The organism is Bradyrhizobium sp. 14AA (assembly GCF_054185205.1).
Genome location: NZ_JAVAYM010000019.1, coordinates 166,371 through 180,333, shown reverse-complemented (window position 1 = coordinate 180,333; position 13,963 = coordinate 166,371). Strand labels below are relative to the sequence as shown.

Here is a 13,963-nt window from a genome sequence, read left to right as displayed (position 1 = left end):
GCCGGGGCAAGCGTCCGCAGCTCGGCTGGATGGAGCGTCAGACTACGAATCCGAGGGGCGGACGTCGAATCGTTCCGGGCGCGCTATTTGTCGCTATTGACCATTTTGTTATCGAGCGCGGATCATCTCAACGCCGTCGACGACCATCTTCCATGTCCCCGCTTCCTGATGCGGCGGTGTCGACACCTCGAATGTCGTCGACAGGAACGGAATGCCGACGACGAAATTGTCGCCCTCGAACCGCCGCAGCGGGGCATTGATCGTTGTCGTGACCTCGCCGATCGCGGTGCCGTCCGTGACGCGCTTGTAGTGGACGACCCCGTCCTTGGTCAGCTCGACGTCCATCGCCTCGGCGTGCCACTCGCCAACATAAGCGGCCTTGTCCTCCGGCACCGGCTGCCCGCACGCAACCAGCATCGGCAGGGCCGCAACGAGAATCACCGCGGAAATTCGCTTTCTCATTGTTCGCTCGACAGCCAGAGGCGCCATGCAGATGCGACGGCACGCATCTTCGTCGGTCCTCGCGCCAGTCCGGTTCAACGGCCCGCCAGCGCCTCCTTGCACTTGGCCGCGAAGGCGTTGAGGTACGAGCCGATCTCGCTCGCCAGCGCATCGGACCGGTCGACATTTTGCAGGCTCATGTTGAGTGCGTAGACCGGAAGCCCGTCCAGCACGATGGGCGTTGCGACGGCGAGAACGGCGGGCTGCCACGACACGGCACAATAGCCGTCGCGTTCGACGGAGCTGATCGATCTCCTGACGTCCGCAAGCAGCGCCTTGGTGGCAGCAGTGCTGCGCCGCTTGAACAGTTTCAGCAATCGCTCGCGCTCGGTCTCGGCAATGCCGGCGAGGTAGGCGCGACCGAGCGACGTCAGCTCCATCGGAACCTGCTGGCCGGCGACCACGTTGCGCAGCGCCGCGCGCGGGCTGTAGCGGATCGACTCCAGATAAACCATCATGGTTCGGTCCGCAGTCGCGAGCCCGACGTTCAGCCGGCGCTTGGCCGATTCCGCCCGCATCATCGCTCCGATCGCGTTGAGCACGGGTGATCCCGTCCGCATGGCGTGGCCGATGCTGATGACGGACGCGGCAAGGCGGTAGGCCCGCTCAGCGCGGACCTCGTCGAGCATCCCGGAATTGACCAGCGCTCGCGTCAGCCGGCTGACCGTCGATCGCGGCAATCCGGTTCGCTCCGCAATCTCGCCATTGCCCAGCGTGTCGACGCCGGGGCGGAAGGCCCTGAGGATTTCGATGCCTCTCTCGAGCGACCGGTTGCCATCGACCCCGCCGGCATATCTGCGCACCTGCGTCACATCCAGCCTCCCGTCATTTCCACTCAGTGGAATTAAGGGGATGTTCGAGCAGGTGCAAGCCGCTACAGGCATAGAGAAGAATGCCCGGCTGCGCAGGGATGAACGAGGAAACGGCGCGGCCTGAAACCGGCATTCGGGAGCGCGCGCGGATCCTTGCGATATTCGCGATGCGTGGCGGTGATCGATCCGACTCCAACCACGGAGCTTGCCATGTCCTATCAGCTCATCGAATTTTCCGTCGAGGCCGGTGTCGCGACGATCGCCTTCAACCGGCCGGAACGGCGCAACGCCATGAGCGACGAGATGCGCTCCGAGTTCGCAGGCGCCCTCGAAACCGTCGCCCGCGACAAGGCGATCAAGGCCCTGGTGCTGACCGGGCGCGGCAACGCCTTCTGCGCCGGCGGCGACATCAGCGGAATGAAACGCCGGCTCGAGGCGCCGCAGGGCGAAGTCGCGTTCAACGGATGGAGCCGTCAGCAGGGCGTGCATCACGTGCAGTCGCTGCTGCTGGGCCTGCCGAAACCGACCATCGCCGCCGTCAACGGCGCCGCGGCGGGCCTCGGTGCCGACACCGCGCTGGCCTGCGACTTCGTCATGGGCACGGAACGATCGAAATTCACCTGGTCCTACATCAAGCGCGGTTTGATACCCGACGGCGGCGGGCTGTATTTCCTGCCGCGCCGGGTCGGGCTTCCCAAGGCAAAGGAGCTGATCTTCACCGGGCGCATCGTCGAGGCCGACGAAGCGCTCGCGCTCGGCATCGTCGATCGCAAGGTGGCTTCGACCGAGCTGGTGCCGGCCGCGCAGGCCTGGGCGGCCGAACTGGCTCAGGGGTCTCCCACCGCGCTGGCGCTGGGCAAGAAGATCCTGAATGAGACGTTCGAGCATTCCGCGCACGACATTTTCAATCTCGGCAGCCAGGCGCAGGCCATTTGCTACACCAGCGCGGAGCATCGCGACGCCGTGACGGCTTTCCTCGCGCAATCCTCATTGAAGGATTGAGCGATGAATGCGATCGAACGCCTGATCCGGCCGCGCAGCATCGCCGTGATTGGCGCCTCAGCGGACCCCAGCAAGACGTCGGGGCGACCGGTCTCCTATCTCCAGAAGCATGGTTTTGCGGGAGCGATCTACCCCGTCAATCCGAAGGTCGCGGACATCGGCGGTCTCACCTGCTACGCCGACGTCGCCTCGCTGCCTGATGTGCCTGATGTCGGCATCGTCCTGCTCGGCGCGGAACGCGCCCACATCGCGGTGCGCGAATTGTCCGAGCGAGGCGCCGCCGCGGCGATCGTTCTCGCCAGCGGCTTTACTGAGACCGGGGCGGAAGGCGCTGAGCGGCAGAAGCAGCTCATGCAGGCCGCCGGCTCCATGCGCCTTCTCGGGCCGAACACGATTGGCCTGGTGAATCTCACCGACAATATCGTGCTGTCGGCCTCGGGCGCGCTGGCGATGGATCACTTCCCGACGGGCGCGATCGGACTGGTCTCGCAAAGCGGGGGCATTCTCGGCGCCGTGCTGTCGCGCGCTGCGGCGCGCGGGGTGGGGCTGTCCAAGCTGGTGTCGACCAGCAACGAAGCCGATCTCGAACTCGCCGACTTCATCGACTTTCTCGCCGACGACAGCGCGACCAGGGTCATTGCGCTCTATATCGAGGCGATCCGCAATCCGGCTCGCTTCCGGGAGGCGGTGCTTAGGGCGCGTCGCGCCGGCAAACCTGTCGTCGCCTTCAAGATCGGGCGATCGGAGGCGGGTGCAAAGGCGGCCGTCTCGCACACGGGGGCGCTTGCGGGTTCCGACCGCATGTATGACGCCCTGTTCAGGCAGCTCGGCGTGATCCGCGCGAGAACGTTCGAGGACCTGCTCGACATTCCCGCAGCCCTCTGCGTGGGACGGAAGCTTTCCGGCAGACGCGTGGCGATCCTCACCTCGACCGGCGGCGCTGGCACGATCGTTTCCGACAGTCTGGGCGCCGCGGGCTTCGTGACACCCGCCCCCGATGCGGAGACGGCCGCGCAACTGCGCGCCTTGCAGTCGGGATCGCACGCCAGTCTCGATCGCAATCCGATCGACGTGACCCTGGCCGGCCTGCAGCCGGATCTGCTTCGCGCCGCAATCCGCATCCTGCTCGCAAGTGCTTCCTACGATGCGCTGGTCGTCATTGCCGGCTCCTCGGCCGTGGGATCGCCGGCCCTGATGGCCGATGCGATCCACGACTGCCTGCCGCTCAGCGACAAGCCCGTCATGGCCTATGTGAGTCCCTACGCGCCCGACGTCGTCTCCGTCCTCACCCGGCGCGGCGTCCCGGCCTACACCTCCGCCGAGAGCTGCGCCAATGCGCTCGATGGACTCTTGCAGGCCGCAATGCCGGAGCACGTCCAGACATCCGGCTCCTCCCTGACGACGGTCGACGTCAGCGGCCTCCCGGCGGGATCGCTGGATGAGGCACAGGCCAAGGCGTTGTTCGCCCGCTTTGGTGTGCCGGTCGTGGCGGAGAAAATGGTCGCAACCGCGAGTGAAGCGGAACAGGCGGCGCGCGACTTCGGCGGCCCCGTCGTGCTCAAGATTCTCTCGCGCGAGATCGCGCACAAGAGCGACATCGGCGGCGTCGCGGTCAATCTGACAGCCGACACGATTGGCGGCCGCCTGACGGTGATGGCTGACGAGGTCGCGCTCAGGACCGGGAAGCGACCCGGCCAATTCCTGGTTCAGGAAATGATTTCAGGCGGCGTTGAAATCATTCTCGGGATGCACCGGGATCCCCTGGGCGTGGCCATCCTCCTCGGAATGGGCGGCGTCACCGCCGAGCTGTTCAAGGACACGACCATGCGTCTGCTTCCTCCGGACGGCGGTCTCGGCCTGGCCGAAGCGAGAGCGATGGCGCGCGATCTCGTCACGTGGCCGCTGCTGGACGGTTTTCGGGGGCGGCCGAAATGCGATGTCGAGGCGCTTGCAGGAACGATTGTCGCTTTCTCGCGCATGGTCGCGCAACTCGGCGATCGCCTCGTCGAGGCCGAAATCAATCCGGTGTTCGTGCTGCCGGCGGGCCAGGGCGTGAAGGCGGCCGACGGATTGGTCGTTCTCAATGTCTGAACAAAATCGGATGGAGGTCCAGATGGCCATTGGCGACATCATCAATCACGACGGCGCTCGCGGGAAGGGTTTCGCCGTGCGGCGTTGGTTGGACCTCGCCATCCTCGCCTGTGCGGTCGTCGCGGGGCTCGGACTGGCGCCGGCGCGCGCCGAATATCCCGAGAAGATCATCAAGATCGTGGTGCCCTTCGCGGCCGGCGGCGGGACCGACATCATCGCGCGAACCACAGCGCAGGAGATCCAAACGGACCTCGGCAAATCCGTCATCATCGAGAACAAGCCGGGCGCCGGCACCATCATCGGAACCCAGACGGTGGCGACGAGCGAGCCTGACGGCTATTCGCTGCTGATGGCGACCTTCGCGCATGCGGTCAACCCGAGCCTGTACAACAAGCTGCCGTTCGATCCGCACAAGGATTTCGCGGCGGTCTCGCTGATCGCGCGGTCCTTCAACATCGTCGTCGTCAACCCGGCATCGAAGATCAACTCGATCTCGGATCTGATCGCCGAGGCCAGAGCCAATCCGGGTAAGCTCAATTTCGGGACGTTCGGCACCGGGACCTCGGCGCATCTCGCCGGCGAGCTGTTCAATTCCATGGCCAAGGTCAAGATGACGGCGGTGCCCTACAAGGGCGCGGCGCCTGCGATCAGCGATCTCCTGGGCGGTCAGATCGACGTGATGTTCACCACCGTGGCCAGCGCGGCCTCGCTGGTGGCCGCGGGTCAGCTCCGGGCGCTGGCCGTAACATCCGCCGAACGTTCGGCAGCGTTCCCGCAATTGCCTGCTGTCGCCGAGGCGGGGGTGCCGGGTTACGCGGCCGAGTCCTGGTACGGATTGTACGCTCCGGCCCAAACGCCTGCCCCGGTGATTGCGCGCTTGAATCAGGCGGTCGCCAAGGCCGTTCGGTCCGGTGCCTTCAAGCAACTGGAGGCCAACGAAGGCCTCATCATGGTTGGCGGCGCTCCGGAAGAGCTCGATCGTTATGTCCGGCAGGAGGAGGAACGCTGGCGCAAGCTGGTCAAGGACGCGAACATCGAGGTGCAGTAGCAGGCATCGGCGCCCGCCCATTTCCAATCATTGATCTGAAACAACGATGGCCCCTGGCGAAAGTGCTAGGGCGAGTTGCAGTGATGGAATTCGAGGGCTCAATGGGACGACTGCTGAATATCGTGACGCCACTGCATACTGCGACCAAGCGCGACTACATGGGCCGCATGAACGACGACAAAATCGGCTGCTCGCTGAAGGCGCGGGAATACGAGGCCGATTACTGGGATGGCGACCGCCGCTTCGGCTATGGCGGCTACCGCTTCATCGAGGGGCGCTGGGCGCCGGTCGCCAAGGCGCTGATCGAGGCCTACGGCCTGAAGGACGGGTCCAGCGTGCTCGACGTCGGCTGCGGCAAGGGCTTCTTGCTGTACGAAACGCAGAAAATCCTGCCGGGCCTGAAGGTCACCGGCTTCGACATCTCCAAGCACGGTCTCGCCAATTCGCACGAGCAGGTGAGGCCGTATCTGTTCAACTATCGCGCCCAGGACGTCTACCCCTATGGCGACGACAGTTTCGACCTCGTCATCTCGCTCGGCACCCTGCACAATCTCAGGCTCTACGAGCTCGATGCCGCGCTCAAGGAGATCGAGCGGGTCGGCAAGAACAAATACGTCATGGTCGAGGGCTACCGGAACGTTGCCGAGCTGCACAACCTCGAATGCTGGGCGCTGACGGCGGAGTCCATCCTGCACACGTCCGAATGGATATGGCTGTACGGAAAGCTCGGCTACACCGGCGATTACGAATTCATCTATTTCGAGTGATCGGGCGCGCCTCATGGATATCAAGACTGCAAAGGCAGCGATTCTCATCGAATCGGGCAAGCCGCTGATCGTCGACGAGTTCACCCTACCGGATGCGCTCGAACACGGCCAGGTGCTCGCGCACGTGCACACCTCGAGCATCTGCGGCGCACAGATCAACGAGATCGACGCCGTCAAGGGCGTCGACAAGTTCCTGCCGCATCTGCTGGGGCACGAAGCGCTGGCGACCATCGTCGAAACCGGCCCCGGCGTCGTCTCCTGCAAGCAGGGCGACACCGTCGTCATGCACTGGCGGCCGGGCAAGGGCATCCAGTCCAACACGCCGGTTTATTCCTGGCGCGGCAAGCGCCTCAATGCGGGCTGGGTCACCACCTTCAACGAATATGCCGTGGTGTCGGAGAATCGCGTCACGCCCGTTCCTGCCTCGATCGATCGCAGGAGCGCGCCGCTGCTCGGCTGCGCGGTGACGACCGCGCTCGGCGTCGTCAACAACGATGCGCAAATCGCCATCGGGGAAGCCGTGGTCGTGTTCGGCGTCGGCGGTGTCGGCTTGAACATCGTGCAGTTCGCCGCGATGGTCGGCGCCTATCCGGTCATTGCGATCGACCGCCTCGACAACAAGCTCGAGATGGCGCGACAGTTCGGCGCCACCCACACCATCAACTCCGACGCGGTGGAGGATGTCGCCGCCGCAGTTCGCTCCATCACGGGGGCCGACGGACCCGACAAGGTCGTCGAGACCACCGGCGTCAGCAAGTTGATCGAGCTCGCCTACGAGGTCACCGCGAAGAAAGGCCGCTGCATCCTCGTCGGCGTGCCCCGCGAGAAGGTCGAAATCTACACGCTGCCTCTGCATTTCGAGAAAGTGCTGAAGGGCTCGGAAGGTGGGCAATGCCAGCCGGCGCGCGATATCCCGCGTCTCGTTCGTCTCGACGAGGCCGGCAAGGTCAGTTACCGCGGCATCGTGACCGACGAGTTCGCGCTCGATGACGTCAACGACGCGCTGGACTTGATGCGCAGCGGCAAATCGGGGCGAATCCTCCTGAACATCAGCTGAGCTTCGGCCGGTTATCGCGCAGGCTCACCTGTAATCTGCTTCACACGCAAACGCGTCCAAAAGCGCTAGACCGACTTGGGCCCGCGAGCGGCCCGGCTCGGAGCTGGCGATGATGGCTGCACTGGCAAGGGCGATATCCCGCGCGACGAGAACCAACGTCGACGTCGAAATTCTGAAGGTCATCGTGATCTTCTCGGGAGCGGGCCTGCTGCTCTCCCTCGTCGCCGCGATGATCTACGGACAGGCTCTGAAGGCTGCCTTGTTTTGAGCGCGTGCGAGTTGAATCACGCCTTGCCACATGAGCCGTTGCTCTGGTGCAGGCTGGCGACGTCCGCGCGGCCCTGGCTTTCCGTGACCTGGATCAGCGTGATCGCGCCGGGCGTCACGATTCCCATCTGCGGCTGGGCGGACAGGTAGGTGGTGCTGCCCGCGCGCAGATCGAGGCTCACCTTCTCGCTGCCCTGCCCGAACAGATTGCTGCTCAGTGGCAGATTGTTGACGGCGACCTCGTGTCGGCCGGGAGCCAGATCGCACGCCAGGAAGCCCGCGGCCTGGCTGCCGCCAATCACGCGTCCGTCCACGGCATAGTTGGGCTGGACCGCAAATCCCAGGGCGGACGAGCGATACACCACAAGGCGTGCAGTATTCGATTTGACGTTCTCAGTCAGAGCCTGGCCGCCCATTGGCCCCGATGCGCACCCCGCAAGCAGCGCGGCCACGGCAAAAATCCCCACACCCAAACGCATTCGCCCCTCAATCATTCCAATGGTCCCCGGGGCATCATTGGCGAGGGTGGTGGCTGAAGTCAATCTCGACTACAGGTCGTGTGGCGGCAGCCGGCGACAGGCTCGCTGTCGGGGCATCATCGAACTGTCACCGCCTTGTCATTGGCGATCTATTGATCGCTGCTCCCTTCGCCGCGCATCGTGGAGGCTGATATGCATCTGACTGAGACAATGTCGTCCGACCGCCGGTCGATCCTGAAGGGCCTTGCGGCCGCGGCCGTCACGTCCCTGGCGGCACCGGCCAGGGCTGCAACGGTCATGGCGGCCGAAGGCCTGCCGCCGCAGCCGGCCGGATCGGCCGTCGCCACCGACAAGGCCTATTGGGCGGCGGTGAAGGGGCTCTATGCCGTGACGCCTGATGTCGTCAATTTCGAGAACGGCTATTGGGGCATCATGGCCGAGCCGGTGAGGCGCGAGTTCATCCGGCAGTCCGACATGATCAACTATCAGAACACCTACTACGCGCGGCTGCGCGCGGGTGCGGATTTCGAGGCGGTGCGCGCCAAGGTGGCGGAGGCGGTCGGCGCTGCCGCGGAGGAGATCGCGCTGACCCGTGGCGCGACCGAAGCGCTGCAACTCCTCATCGGCGGCTACAACAAGCTGAAGCCCGGCGACAGCGTGCTCTACGCCGACCTCGACTATGACTCGATGCAATATGCCATGAACGCGCTCAAAGCGCGCCGCGGCGTCGACGTCGTCAAATTCGATGTGCCGGAGCCCGCCACCCGCCAGAGCGTGCTCGACGCCTATGCCCGCGCCCTCGAGGCCAATCCGAAGACCAGACTTCTCCTCCTGACCCATGTCAGCCATCGCACCGGCTTCGTCATGCCGGTCGCCGAGATCGCCCGCATGGCGAAGGCCAAGGGCATCGACACCATCGTCGACGCCGCGCATTCCTGGGGACAGATGGACTTCAAGGTGGGTGAGCTCGAGGTCGATTTCGTCGGCTTCAACCTGCACAAATGGATCGGCGCGCCGCTCGGCGTGGGCTTCCTCTACATCAGGAAGGACCGCCTCGCCGACATCGACCGCGACATGGGCGACGAGGACTTTGCGGAGACCGACATCCGCTCGCGAGTGCACACCGGCACGGTCAATTTCGCGACAGTGCTGACGGTGCCCGCGGCCGTGGCGCTGCATCAGCAGATCGGCGCGGCGGCGAAACAGGCCCGGCTGCGCTACTTGCGCGACTACTGGGTGAGCCGCGTGCGCGGGTTCAAGGATATCGAGATCCTGACGCCGGATGAAGTCGGCTCATATGGCGCGATCACGTCCTTCCGCCTTGCCGGCAAGACGAGCAAGACCGACAACGACGCCACGGTGACGAAACTCCGGGACGGCTACAAGATCCTGACGGTGCGCCGCGCCGGCGTCGCCAAGGGCCAGTGCATCCGCGTGACGCCGGCGCTCTACACCGAGGAGGCCGATCTCGACCGCCTCGTCGAGGCGCTGGCCGTCGTCACTGGCACGAAGACGGGGTGAACTCGGGAGGGGAGGCCTACCGCATATGAAAGCGTATCCCCGTGGCCATCCTTCGAGACGCCCGCTTCAGAGCATGATCCGGAAAAGTGTGAAGCGGTTTTCCGAAAAGATCATGCTCAAACAAAGAGCTAAAGCGCGATGACGATTCAACCCAATCTCATCGCGCTTTAGACGGGCTCCTCAGGATGAGGACAGAGTGCGCGGCTGTCGTTCCAAGGGGCACCGGCGCCGCTTAGCCTCATCCTGAGGAGACCGCGAAGCGGGCCGCCCACAATGCGATACGCGATTGGCCTGCCTGGGAGCATGTCGCCGTTCGCCTCACCGCCACCCCAGCGCCGGCGCCACGTGCGTGAGGATCGCCTCGATCGCATGCGCGCAGTAGTCGACGCCAAGCTGGTTCGGAATGGTCAACAGCAGCGTATCCGCCTCCGCGATCGCCTCGTCCTGCCGCAGCTGCTCGATCAGCGCATCCGGCTCTGCCGCATAAGACCGGCCGAAGATCGCCCGGGTCTGCGGGTCGATGAAGCCGATCTGGTCTTCGCCTCCGCGTTCCCCGCCGAAATAGGCGCGGTCGCGATCGTCCATCAGCGCGAAGATGCTGCGGCTGACGGACACGCGGGGCTTGCGGGTATGGCCGGCTTCTTTCCACGCGGCGCGATAGCTGCGGATTTGCGCGGCCTGCTGCACATGGAAGGCCTCGCCGGTCTCGTCGCTCTTCAGCGTCGAGCTTTGCAAATTCATGCCGAGCTGCGCCGCCCACACCGCGGTGGCGTTCGAGCCGGCGCCCCACCAGATCCGTTCGCGCAGGCCTGCCGCGTGCGGCTCGATGCGCAACAGCCCCGGCGGATTGGGAAACATCGGCCGCGGATTGGGCTCTGCAAAACCTTCGCCGCGCAACAGGTCGAGGAAGACCTCCGCATGGCGGCGGCCCATGTCTGCGTCGCTCTGGCCCTCGGCCGGTCGATAACCGAAATAGCGCCAGCCGTCGATCACCTGCTCGGGCGAGCCGCGGCTGATGCCGAGCTGAAGCCGCCCGCCGGCGATGAGATCGGCGGAGCCCGCGTCCTCCACCATGTAGAGCGGGTTCTCGTAGCGCATGTCGATCACGGCCGTGCCGATCTCGATCTTGCTCGTCCTGGCGCCGACGGCCGCGAGCAGCGGGAAGGGCGAAGCGAGCTGGCGCGCGAAATGATGCACGCGGAAATAGGCGCCGTCGGCGCCGAGCTGTTCTGCCGCAACCGCAAGCTCGATGGATTGCAGCAGCGTATCCGCCGCCGAGCGCGTCTGCGACTGCGGCGAGGGCGTCCAGTGTCCGAAGGACAGGAATCCGATTTTCTTCATGAGGACAAGGTAAGCACGATCGCAAGTGTTTGCGATACGTCGGCTGGAGGAAAGTTGGGCGACTTGGAAAGGCGCGTACTCGCAAGGGCCGCTCTTTGGGGGGAGCAGACATAAGCAGACAGCGCTGCCATTTCGCATTCTGACCCGAAGCGGACATCACGGTTGATCTTATCCTTGCTGCGACCTTGTTTCGCGGGTCACGGGCGGCACACGCGTGTATCCTGCCGTTGCAAAGGCGTAACGCACCTTCAGGAGGAGCGGCGCATGATCGATAGACGAGGCCTCGTTGCAGGCGGGATTATCACTGTCCTTGCGCCGCGATCGGTCCTGGCGCAGAGATCAGGAAAAGTATGGCGTGTTGTTTTCTTTTCAGTTGCGGCTGGTCCGAACCCTCTTGCTGAGTCCTTCAGACAAGGATTGAAGGAGCTAGGTTATAGCGAGGGGCGTGACATTTCTATCCAGTACCGCTGGATGGCCGGGCAAGAGAGCCAATATGACGACGTAGCGCGCGAGTTGGCCCAGAGTGAGCCGGACGTGATTGTCACGGCGGGCCATCCGCCAGCTGTTGCTATCAAGAAAGCTACAGCACACATACCAATCGTCGCGCTTGCCGTCGTTAATCCCGTTGGAGGTGGCCTTGCTGCCAGCATCTCTCATCCCGGTGGCAACTTGACTGGCTTTTCTTTGGAGGTCACGGCGGAAACAAACGCAAAAATGCTTGAGCTTCTGCACGAAGCGGCCCCTAAACTCATTCGAATTGGCGCGCTTTGGAATTCCGACAACCCTGGCAGCCGCTTCTACCTTGAAGCGGTAAAGCAGGCAGCACAATCGCAAAAGCTTACTCTCAACGCTTACGATGTGCGCGGAGCGCAGGAGATCGACAGTGTGTTCCGTTCGCTTCGTGGAAACGTTGAGGGGCTCATTGTTTTTCCAGAAGGGCTCCTATGGACGTACCGGCGTAATATCGTTGATGCTGCGCGAGAGGCAAAACTGGCGGCGATTTTTGGTTATCGCGATGCTGCCGAAATGGGGGCGCTGATGAGCTACGGCCCCGACCTCGTCGATCTCTTCAAGAGAGGCGCAGCATACGTCGATAAGATCATCAAAGGCGTCAAACCTGCCGAGCTTCCGATTCAACAGCCGGCAAAGTTCGAGTTAGTGATCAATGTCAAAACGGCTAATGCCTTGAGCATCGTGATACCACCAACATTGCTCGCCCGCGCGGATCAGGTGATTGAATAAACGTATTAGGTGTCCGGACGCACTAATCTGCTTGTGGCCCTTAACCGAACCACCCTGATCCCGTTGTGATGTCGGCTGTTGTCGGCAGAGCGAGCGCGGGCCGCGCTCGATTCGCCCGCCGCGTGTGACCCGGACGGGACATTTGGTCGGCGGCCAGGTTCACAGGCTGGGCCCAGGGCCCGAACGCGAAGTGTGAGGCTGGCCACTCTGGACGCCACGCAACTCACCACCGACCCAGAGCGCATCGCCAGGGGTTCTATTTCGGAGTGCTGGTCTGGCCACTCGAACCCGTGGTCTGCTCACTTCCCGGTCGGCCCGGAGGATGCGCAGAAGTGCCCGGCTTGTCTTGATCGGCCACGTATCCTGACTCTCCGGAGTTGCGGGTCTTGATCCCTTTGTCCGCATCACGCTGCATCTGCTCGTTGGGCTCGCCAGCCTTGCGCCCTTGGTCTACATCACGGTGCATCTCCTCCTTGGTTTGCTCACTGGGTGCGGCCTTTTGCTGTTGGGCCGTTGCTTGGAAGGTAATTGCGCTTCCGGCAACTACGATCAACGTGAGAATTGCTGTTCGCATGCTTCTCCTCCACGGTTTGCTCCGGCCCCTAAACGCGCGAACGTCCCAAGGTTTCCTAGTTCCAATCGCTATGTCGAGAGGCACATCTTGCGATCAGGTGGGCTGCGCTCAAGTCGCCTACTGGCCCGTTTCGACCGCCTCCGGCGCTTGTCTCGACGTCGGCTGACAGCGGCAATCCCAACGCCCAGCCTCGAACCTCACCCAAGCGTTGCCGATCTGGTCTTGATTGGGAGCAGTTTGCAGGCAGCGTAAGACTGACGATTCTGACCCGAAGCGGACGAAGCCTTGGAAGGTACAGGACAGCCGACCCCCTCGAGTTGAGCCAGGCACGGACGGGAGCGCAACGAGTTTCGGGGTAGTTCTCAGCCAGTGTTTCTGACCGCCTCAGCCAGAATGGCGTAAAGCTGCTGCTTGCTGAATTCGTCGGGCTGCGGCCTCTTCGCTGTGTTCCGCGACACCTTCTTTGCGACTGGATGGGCGCAGGCTGCCGACGGCGCCGGCCTCAGCTTCGGGGGCGGCCTAATGTTCGGTCTTGCTGTCGGCGGCTTGCGGCCGCGCTTCAGGCCACTGCGGGTCAGCATGCCGCAGACCGCATTACGGCTGCAGCCGAGACGGCGCGCAATCTGCGCCGCGCTCTGTCCTGCGGACCAGAGTTTAGTGAGAAGCGCGATGTCTTTCGCATCCCAGCCCATGGGAGATATTATAGCGCAGTCTGACGAACGCGCGCCAGTCTAGTCTTCGTCCGGTTCGCGCACCACCGGCGGTTCATCAGCCTCATCTTCCTCTTCGTCGTCTTCGTCCTCGTCCTCGTCGTCTTCATCGGGGTCTCTTGGCGGCATCGCGGTGCCCATGAGCACGAGCGGTGTCCAGCCGATCGCTGTGGTGAAAAATGTTTCGGAGGTGCGTTGCTTCATGGTCTGCTCCTCGAAAAGAACGCGCAGTCGCATATTCCTGACCGACGACATGCAGATGCCCAGGGCGCGCGATCGCCGCAAACGCGACGGGAGTCAGGTTGACTTCATCAGCGGCGGGCGGCACCCGCCACGCAATTGGTGACGTTTGCGCCGACCACACGGCACGACCGTAGGGTTCTGACTTCCGGGAAGTATAAATCTCCTCCAACGCGTCGAACAGGCATGTAACAGCCTGCGCGCGGGACGCGGTGCGAAGCTCGAGGGTATCGATACGGGTGGGGACAGGGCTCGCTCTGTCCCACGTGCCCGATCATGCCATCATGCTCCTGTTTTGCCCGACGGCGCAA

The 13,963-nt window shown here is 63.8% G+C and carries 15 protein-coding genes and 1 tRNA gene; 9 read left to right on the top strand and 7 right to left on the bottom strand.

Annotated features, from left to right (window positions below; translation table 11 throughout):
* The first annotated feature begins 10 nt into the window (after positions 1-10).
* A tRNA-Arg gene (locus RAD15_RS29605) sits at positions 11-83 on the top strand.
* Between the two features lie 25 nt (positions 84-108).
* Here the strand turns inward: RAD15_RS29605 and RAD15_RS29600 are convergent.
* Positions 109-462 carry a hypothetical protein gene (locus RAD15_RS29600; protein WP_458181747.1) on the bottom strand — a complete coding sequence of 118 codons (354 nt, stop codon included), beginning with the start codon at positions 460-462 and terminating at the stop codon, positions 109-111.
* Between the two features lie 74 nt (positions 463-536).
* Positions 537-1,313 carry an IclR family transcriptional regulator gene (locus RAD15_RS29595; protein WP_458181746.1) on the bottom strand — a complete coding sequence of 259 codons (777 nt, stop codon included), beginning with the start codon at positions 1,311-1,313 and terminating at the stop codon, positions 537-539.
* A gap of 210 nt (positions 1,314-1,523) precedes the next feature.
* Here RAD15_RS29595 and RAD15_RS29590 point away from each other — a divergent pair, with 210 nt between their 5' ends.
* The 6 genes from RAD15_RS29590 (at position 1,524) to RAD15_RS29565 (ending at position 7,546) form a co-directional block, all read left to right on the top strand.
* Entirely contained in the window at positions 1,524-2,315 is a 792-nt protein-coding gene (locus RAD15_RS29590; protein WP_458181745.1) for an enoyl-CoA hydratase/isomerase family protein, read from the top strand.
* A gap of 3 nt (positions 2,316-2,318) precedes the next feature.
* Positions 2,319-4,406 (top strand): acetate--CoA ligase family protein, encoded by a 2,088-nt coding sequence (locus RAD15_RS29585; protein WP_458181744.1) that lies wholly within the window; start codon positions 2,319-2,321, stop codon positions 4,404-4,406.
* Positions 4,407-4,428: 22 nt separating this feature from the next.
* Positions 4,429-5,454, top strand: coding sequence for a tripartite tricarboxylate transporter substrate binding protein (locus tag RAD15_RS29580; RefSeq protein WP_458181743.1), 1,026 nt, complete (start codon positions 4,429-4,431; stop codon positions 5,452-5,454).
* 101 nt (positions 5,455-5,555) lie between these two features.
* Complete coding sequence (locus RAD15_RS29575; protein ID WP_458181742.1) at positions 5,556-6,221, top strand: class I SAM-dependent methyltransferase; 666 nt, start codon at positions 5,556-5,558, stop codon at positions 6,219-6,221.
* Positions 6,222-6,234: 13 nt separating this feature from the next.
* On the top strand, positions 6,235-7,278 hold the full coding sequence (locus RAD15_RS29570) for a zinc-binding dehydrogenase (protein WP_458181741.1): 1,044 nt from the start codon (positions 6,235-6,237) through the stop codon (positions 7,276-7,278).
* Positions 7,279-7,387: 109 nt separating this feature from the next.
* Complete coding sequence (locus RAD15_RS29565) at positions 7,388-7,546, top strand: hypothetical protein (RefSeq protein ID WP_458181740.1); 159 nt, start codon at positions 7,388-7,390, stop codon at positions 7,544-7,546.
* Positions 7,547-7,562: 16 nt separating this feature from the next.
* On the opposite strand, the gene RAD15_RS29560 is transcribed toward RAD15_RS29565, so the two are convergent.
* On the bottom strand, positions 7,563-8,024 hold the full coding sequence (locus RAD15_RS29560) for a DUF2846 domain-containing protein (RefSeq protein ID WP_458181739.1): 462 nt from the start codon (positions 8,022-8,024) through the stop codon (positions 7,563-7,565).
* A gap of 192 nt (positions 8,025-8,216) precedes the next feature.
* Here RAD15_RS29560 and RAD15_RS29555 point away from each other — a divergent pair, with 192 nt between their 5' ends.
* Positions 8,217-9,545 carry an aminotransferase class V-fold PLP-dependent enzyme gene (locus tag RAD15_RS29555; protein WP_458181738.1) on the top strand — a complete coding sequence of 443 codons (1,329 nt, stop codon included), beginning with the start codon at positions 8,217-8,219 and terminating at the stop codon, positions 9,543-9,545.
* 318 nt (positions 9,546-9,863) lie between these two features.
* Here RAD15_RS29555 and RAD15_RS29550 read toward each other — a convergent pair whose 3' ends face one another.
* Entirely contained in the window at positions 9,864-10,886 is a 1,023-nt protein-coding gene (locus RAD15_RS29550) for an LLM class flavin-dependent oxidoreductase (protein ID WP_458181737.1), read from the bottom strand.
* A 264-nt stretch (positions 10,887-11,150) separates the two neighbouring features.
* Here RAD15_RS29550 and RAD15_RS29545 point away from each other — a divergent pair, with 264 nt between their 5' ends.
* Positions 11,151-12,128 (top strand): ABC transporter substrate-binding protein, encoded by a 978-nt coding sequence (locus tag RAD15_RS29545; RefSeq protein WP_458181736.1) that lies wholly within the window; start codon positions 11,151-11,153, stop codon positions 12,126-12,128.
* A gap of 256 nt (positions 12,129-12,384) precedes the next feature.
* Here RAD15_RS29545 and RAD15_RS29540 read toward each other — a convergent pair whose 3' ends face one another.
* The 3 genes from RAD15_RS29540 to RAD15_RS29530 form a co-directional block, all read right to left on the bottom strand.
* Complete coding sequence (locus RAD15_RS29540; RefSeq protein WP_458181735.1) at positions 12,385-12,702, bottom strand: hypothetical protein; 318 nt, start codon at positions 12,700-12,702, stop codon at positions 12,385-12,387.
* A 362-nt stretch (positions 12,703-13,064) separates the two neighbouring features.
* The gene (locus RAD15_RS29535; protein WP_458181734.1) at positions 13,065-13,394 is read right to left on the bottom strand and encodes a GcrA family cell cycle regulator; all 330 of its coding nucleotides are present in this window, start codon (positions 13,392-13,394) and stop codon (positions 13,065-13,067) included.
* Positions 13,395-13,433: 39 nt separating this feature from the next.
* Positions 13,434-13,616, bottom strand: coding sequence for a hypothetical protein (locus RAD15_RS29530; protein ID WP_458181733.1), 183 nt, complete (start codon positions 13,614-13,616; stop codon positions 13,434-13,436).
* Positions 13,617-13,963: the final 347 nt, after the last annotated feature.

Excerpts from the sequence above, each read along its gene's own strand:
- RAD15_RS29580 (WP_458181743.1), top strand. The coding sequence starts at position 4,429 with ATGGCCATTGGCGACATCATCAATCACGACGGCGCTCGCGGGAAGGGT.
- RAD15_RS29560 (WP_458181739.1), bottom strand. The coding sequence starts at position 8,024 with ATGCGTTTGGGTGTGGGGATTTTTGCCGTGGCCGCGCTGCTTGCGGGG.
- RAD15_RS29590 (WP_458181745.1), top strand. The coding sequence starts at position 1,524 with ATGTCCTATCAGCTCATCGAATTTTCCGTCGAGGCCGGTGTCGCGACG.
- RAD15_RS29535 (WP_458181734.1), bottom strand. The coding sequence starts at position 13,394 with ATGGGCTGGGATGCGAAAGACATCGCGCTTCTCACTAAACTCTGGTCC.
- RAD15_RS29565 (WP_458181740.1), top strand. The coding sequence starts at position 7,388 with ATGATGGCTGCACTGGCAAGGGCGATATCCCGCGCGACGAGAACCAAC.
- RAD15_RS29555 (WP_458181738.1), top strand. The coding sequence starts at position 8,217 with ATGCATCTGACTGAGACAATGTCGTCCGACCGCCGGTCGATCCTGAAG.
- RAD15_RS29550 (WP_458181737.1), bottom strand. The coding sequence starts at position 10,886 with ATGAAGAAAATCGGATTCCTGTCCTTCGGACACTGGACGCCCTCGCCG.
- RAD15_RS29585 (WP_458181744.1), top strand. The coding sequence starts at position 2,319 with ATGAATGCGATCGAACGCCTGATCCGGCCGCGCAGCATCGCCGTGATT.
- RAD15_RS29545 (WP_458181736.1), top strand. The coding sequence starts at position 11,151 with ATGATCGATAGACGAGGCCTCGTTGCAGGCGGGATTATCACTGTCCTT.
- RAD15_RS29600 (WP_458181747.1), bottom strand. The coding sequence starts at position 462 with ATGAGAAAGCGAATTTCCGCGGTGATTCTCGTTGCGGCCCTGCCGATG.
- RAD15_RS29530 (WP_458181733.1), bottom strand. The coding sequence starts at position 13,616 with ATGAAGCAACGCACCTCCGAAACATTTTTCACCACAGCGATCGGCTGG.
- RAD15_RS29575 (WP_458181742.1), top strand. The coding sequence starts at position 5,556 with ATGGGACGACTGCTGAATATCGTGACGCCACTGCATACTGCGACCAAG.
- RAD15_RS29540 (WP_458181735.1), bottom strand. The coding sequence starts at position 12,702 with ATGCGAACAGCAATTCTCACGTTGATCGTAGTTGCCGGAAGCGCAATT.
- RAD15_RS29570 (WP_458181741.1), top strand. The coding sequence starts at position 6,235 with ATGGATATCAAGACTGCAAAGGCAGCGATTCTCATCGAATCGGGCAAG.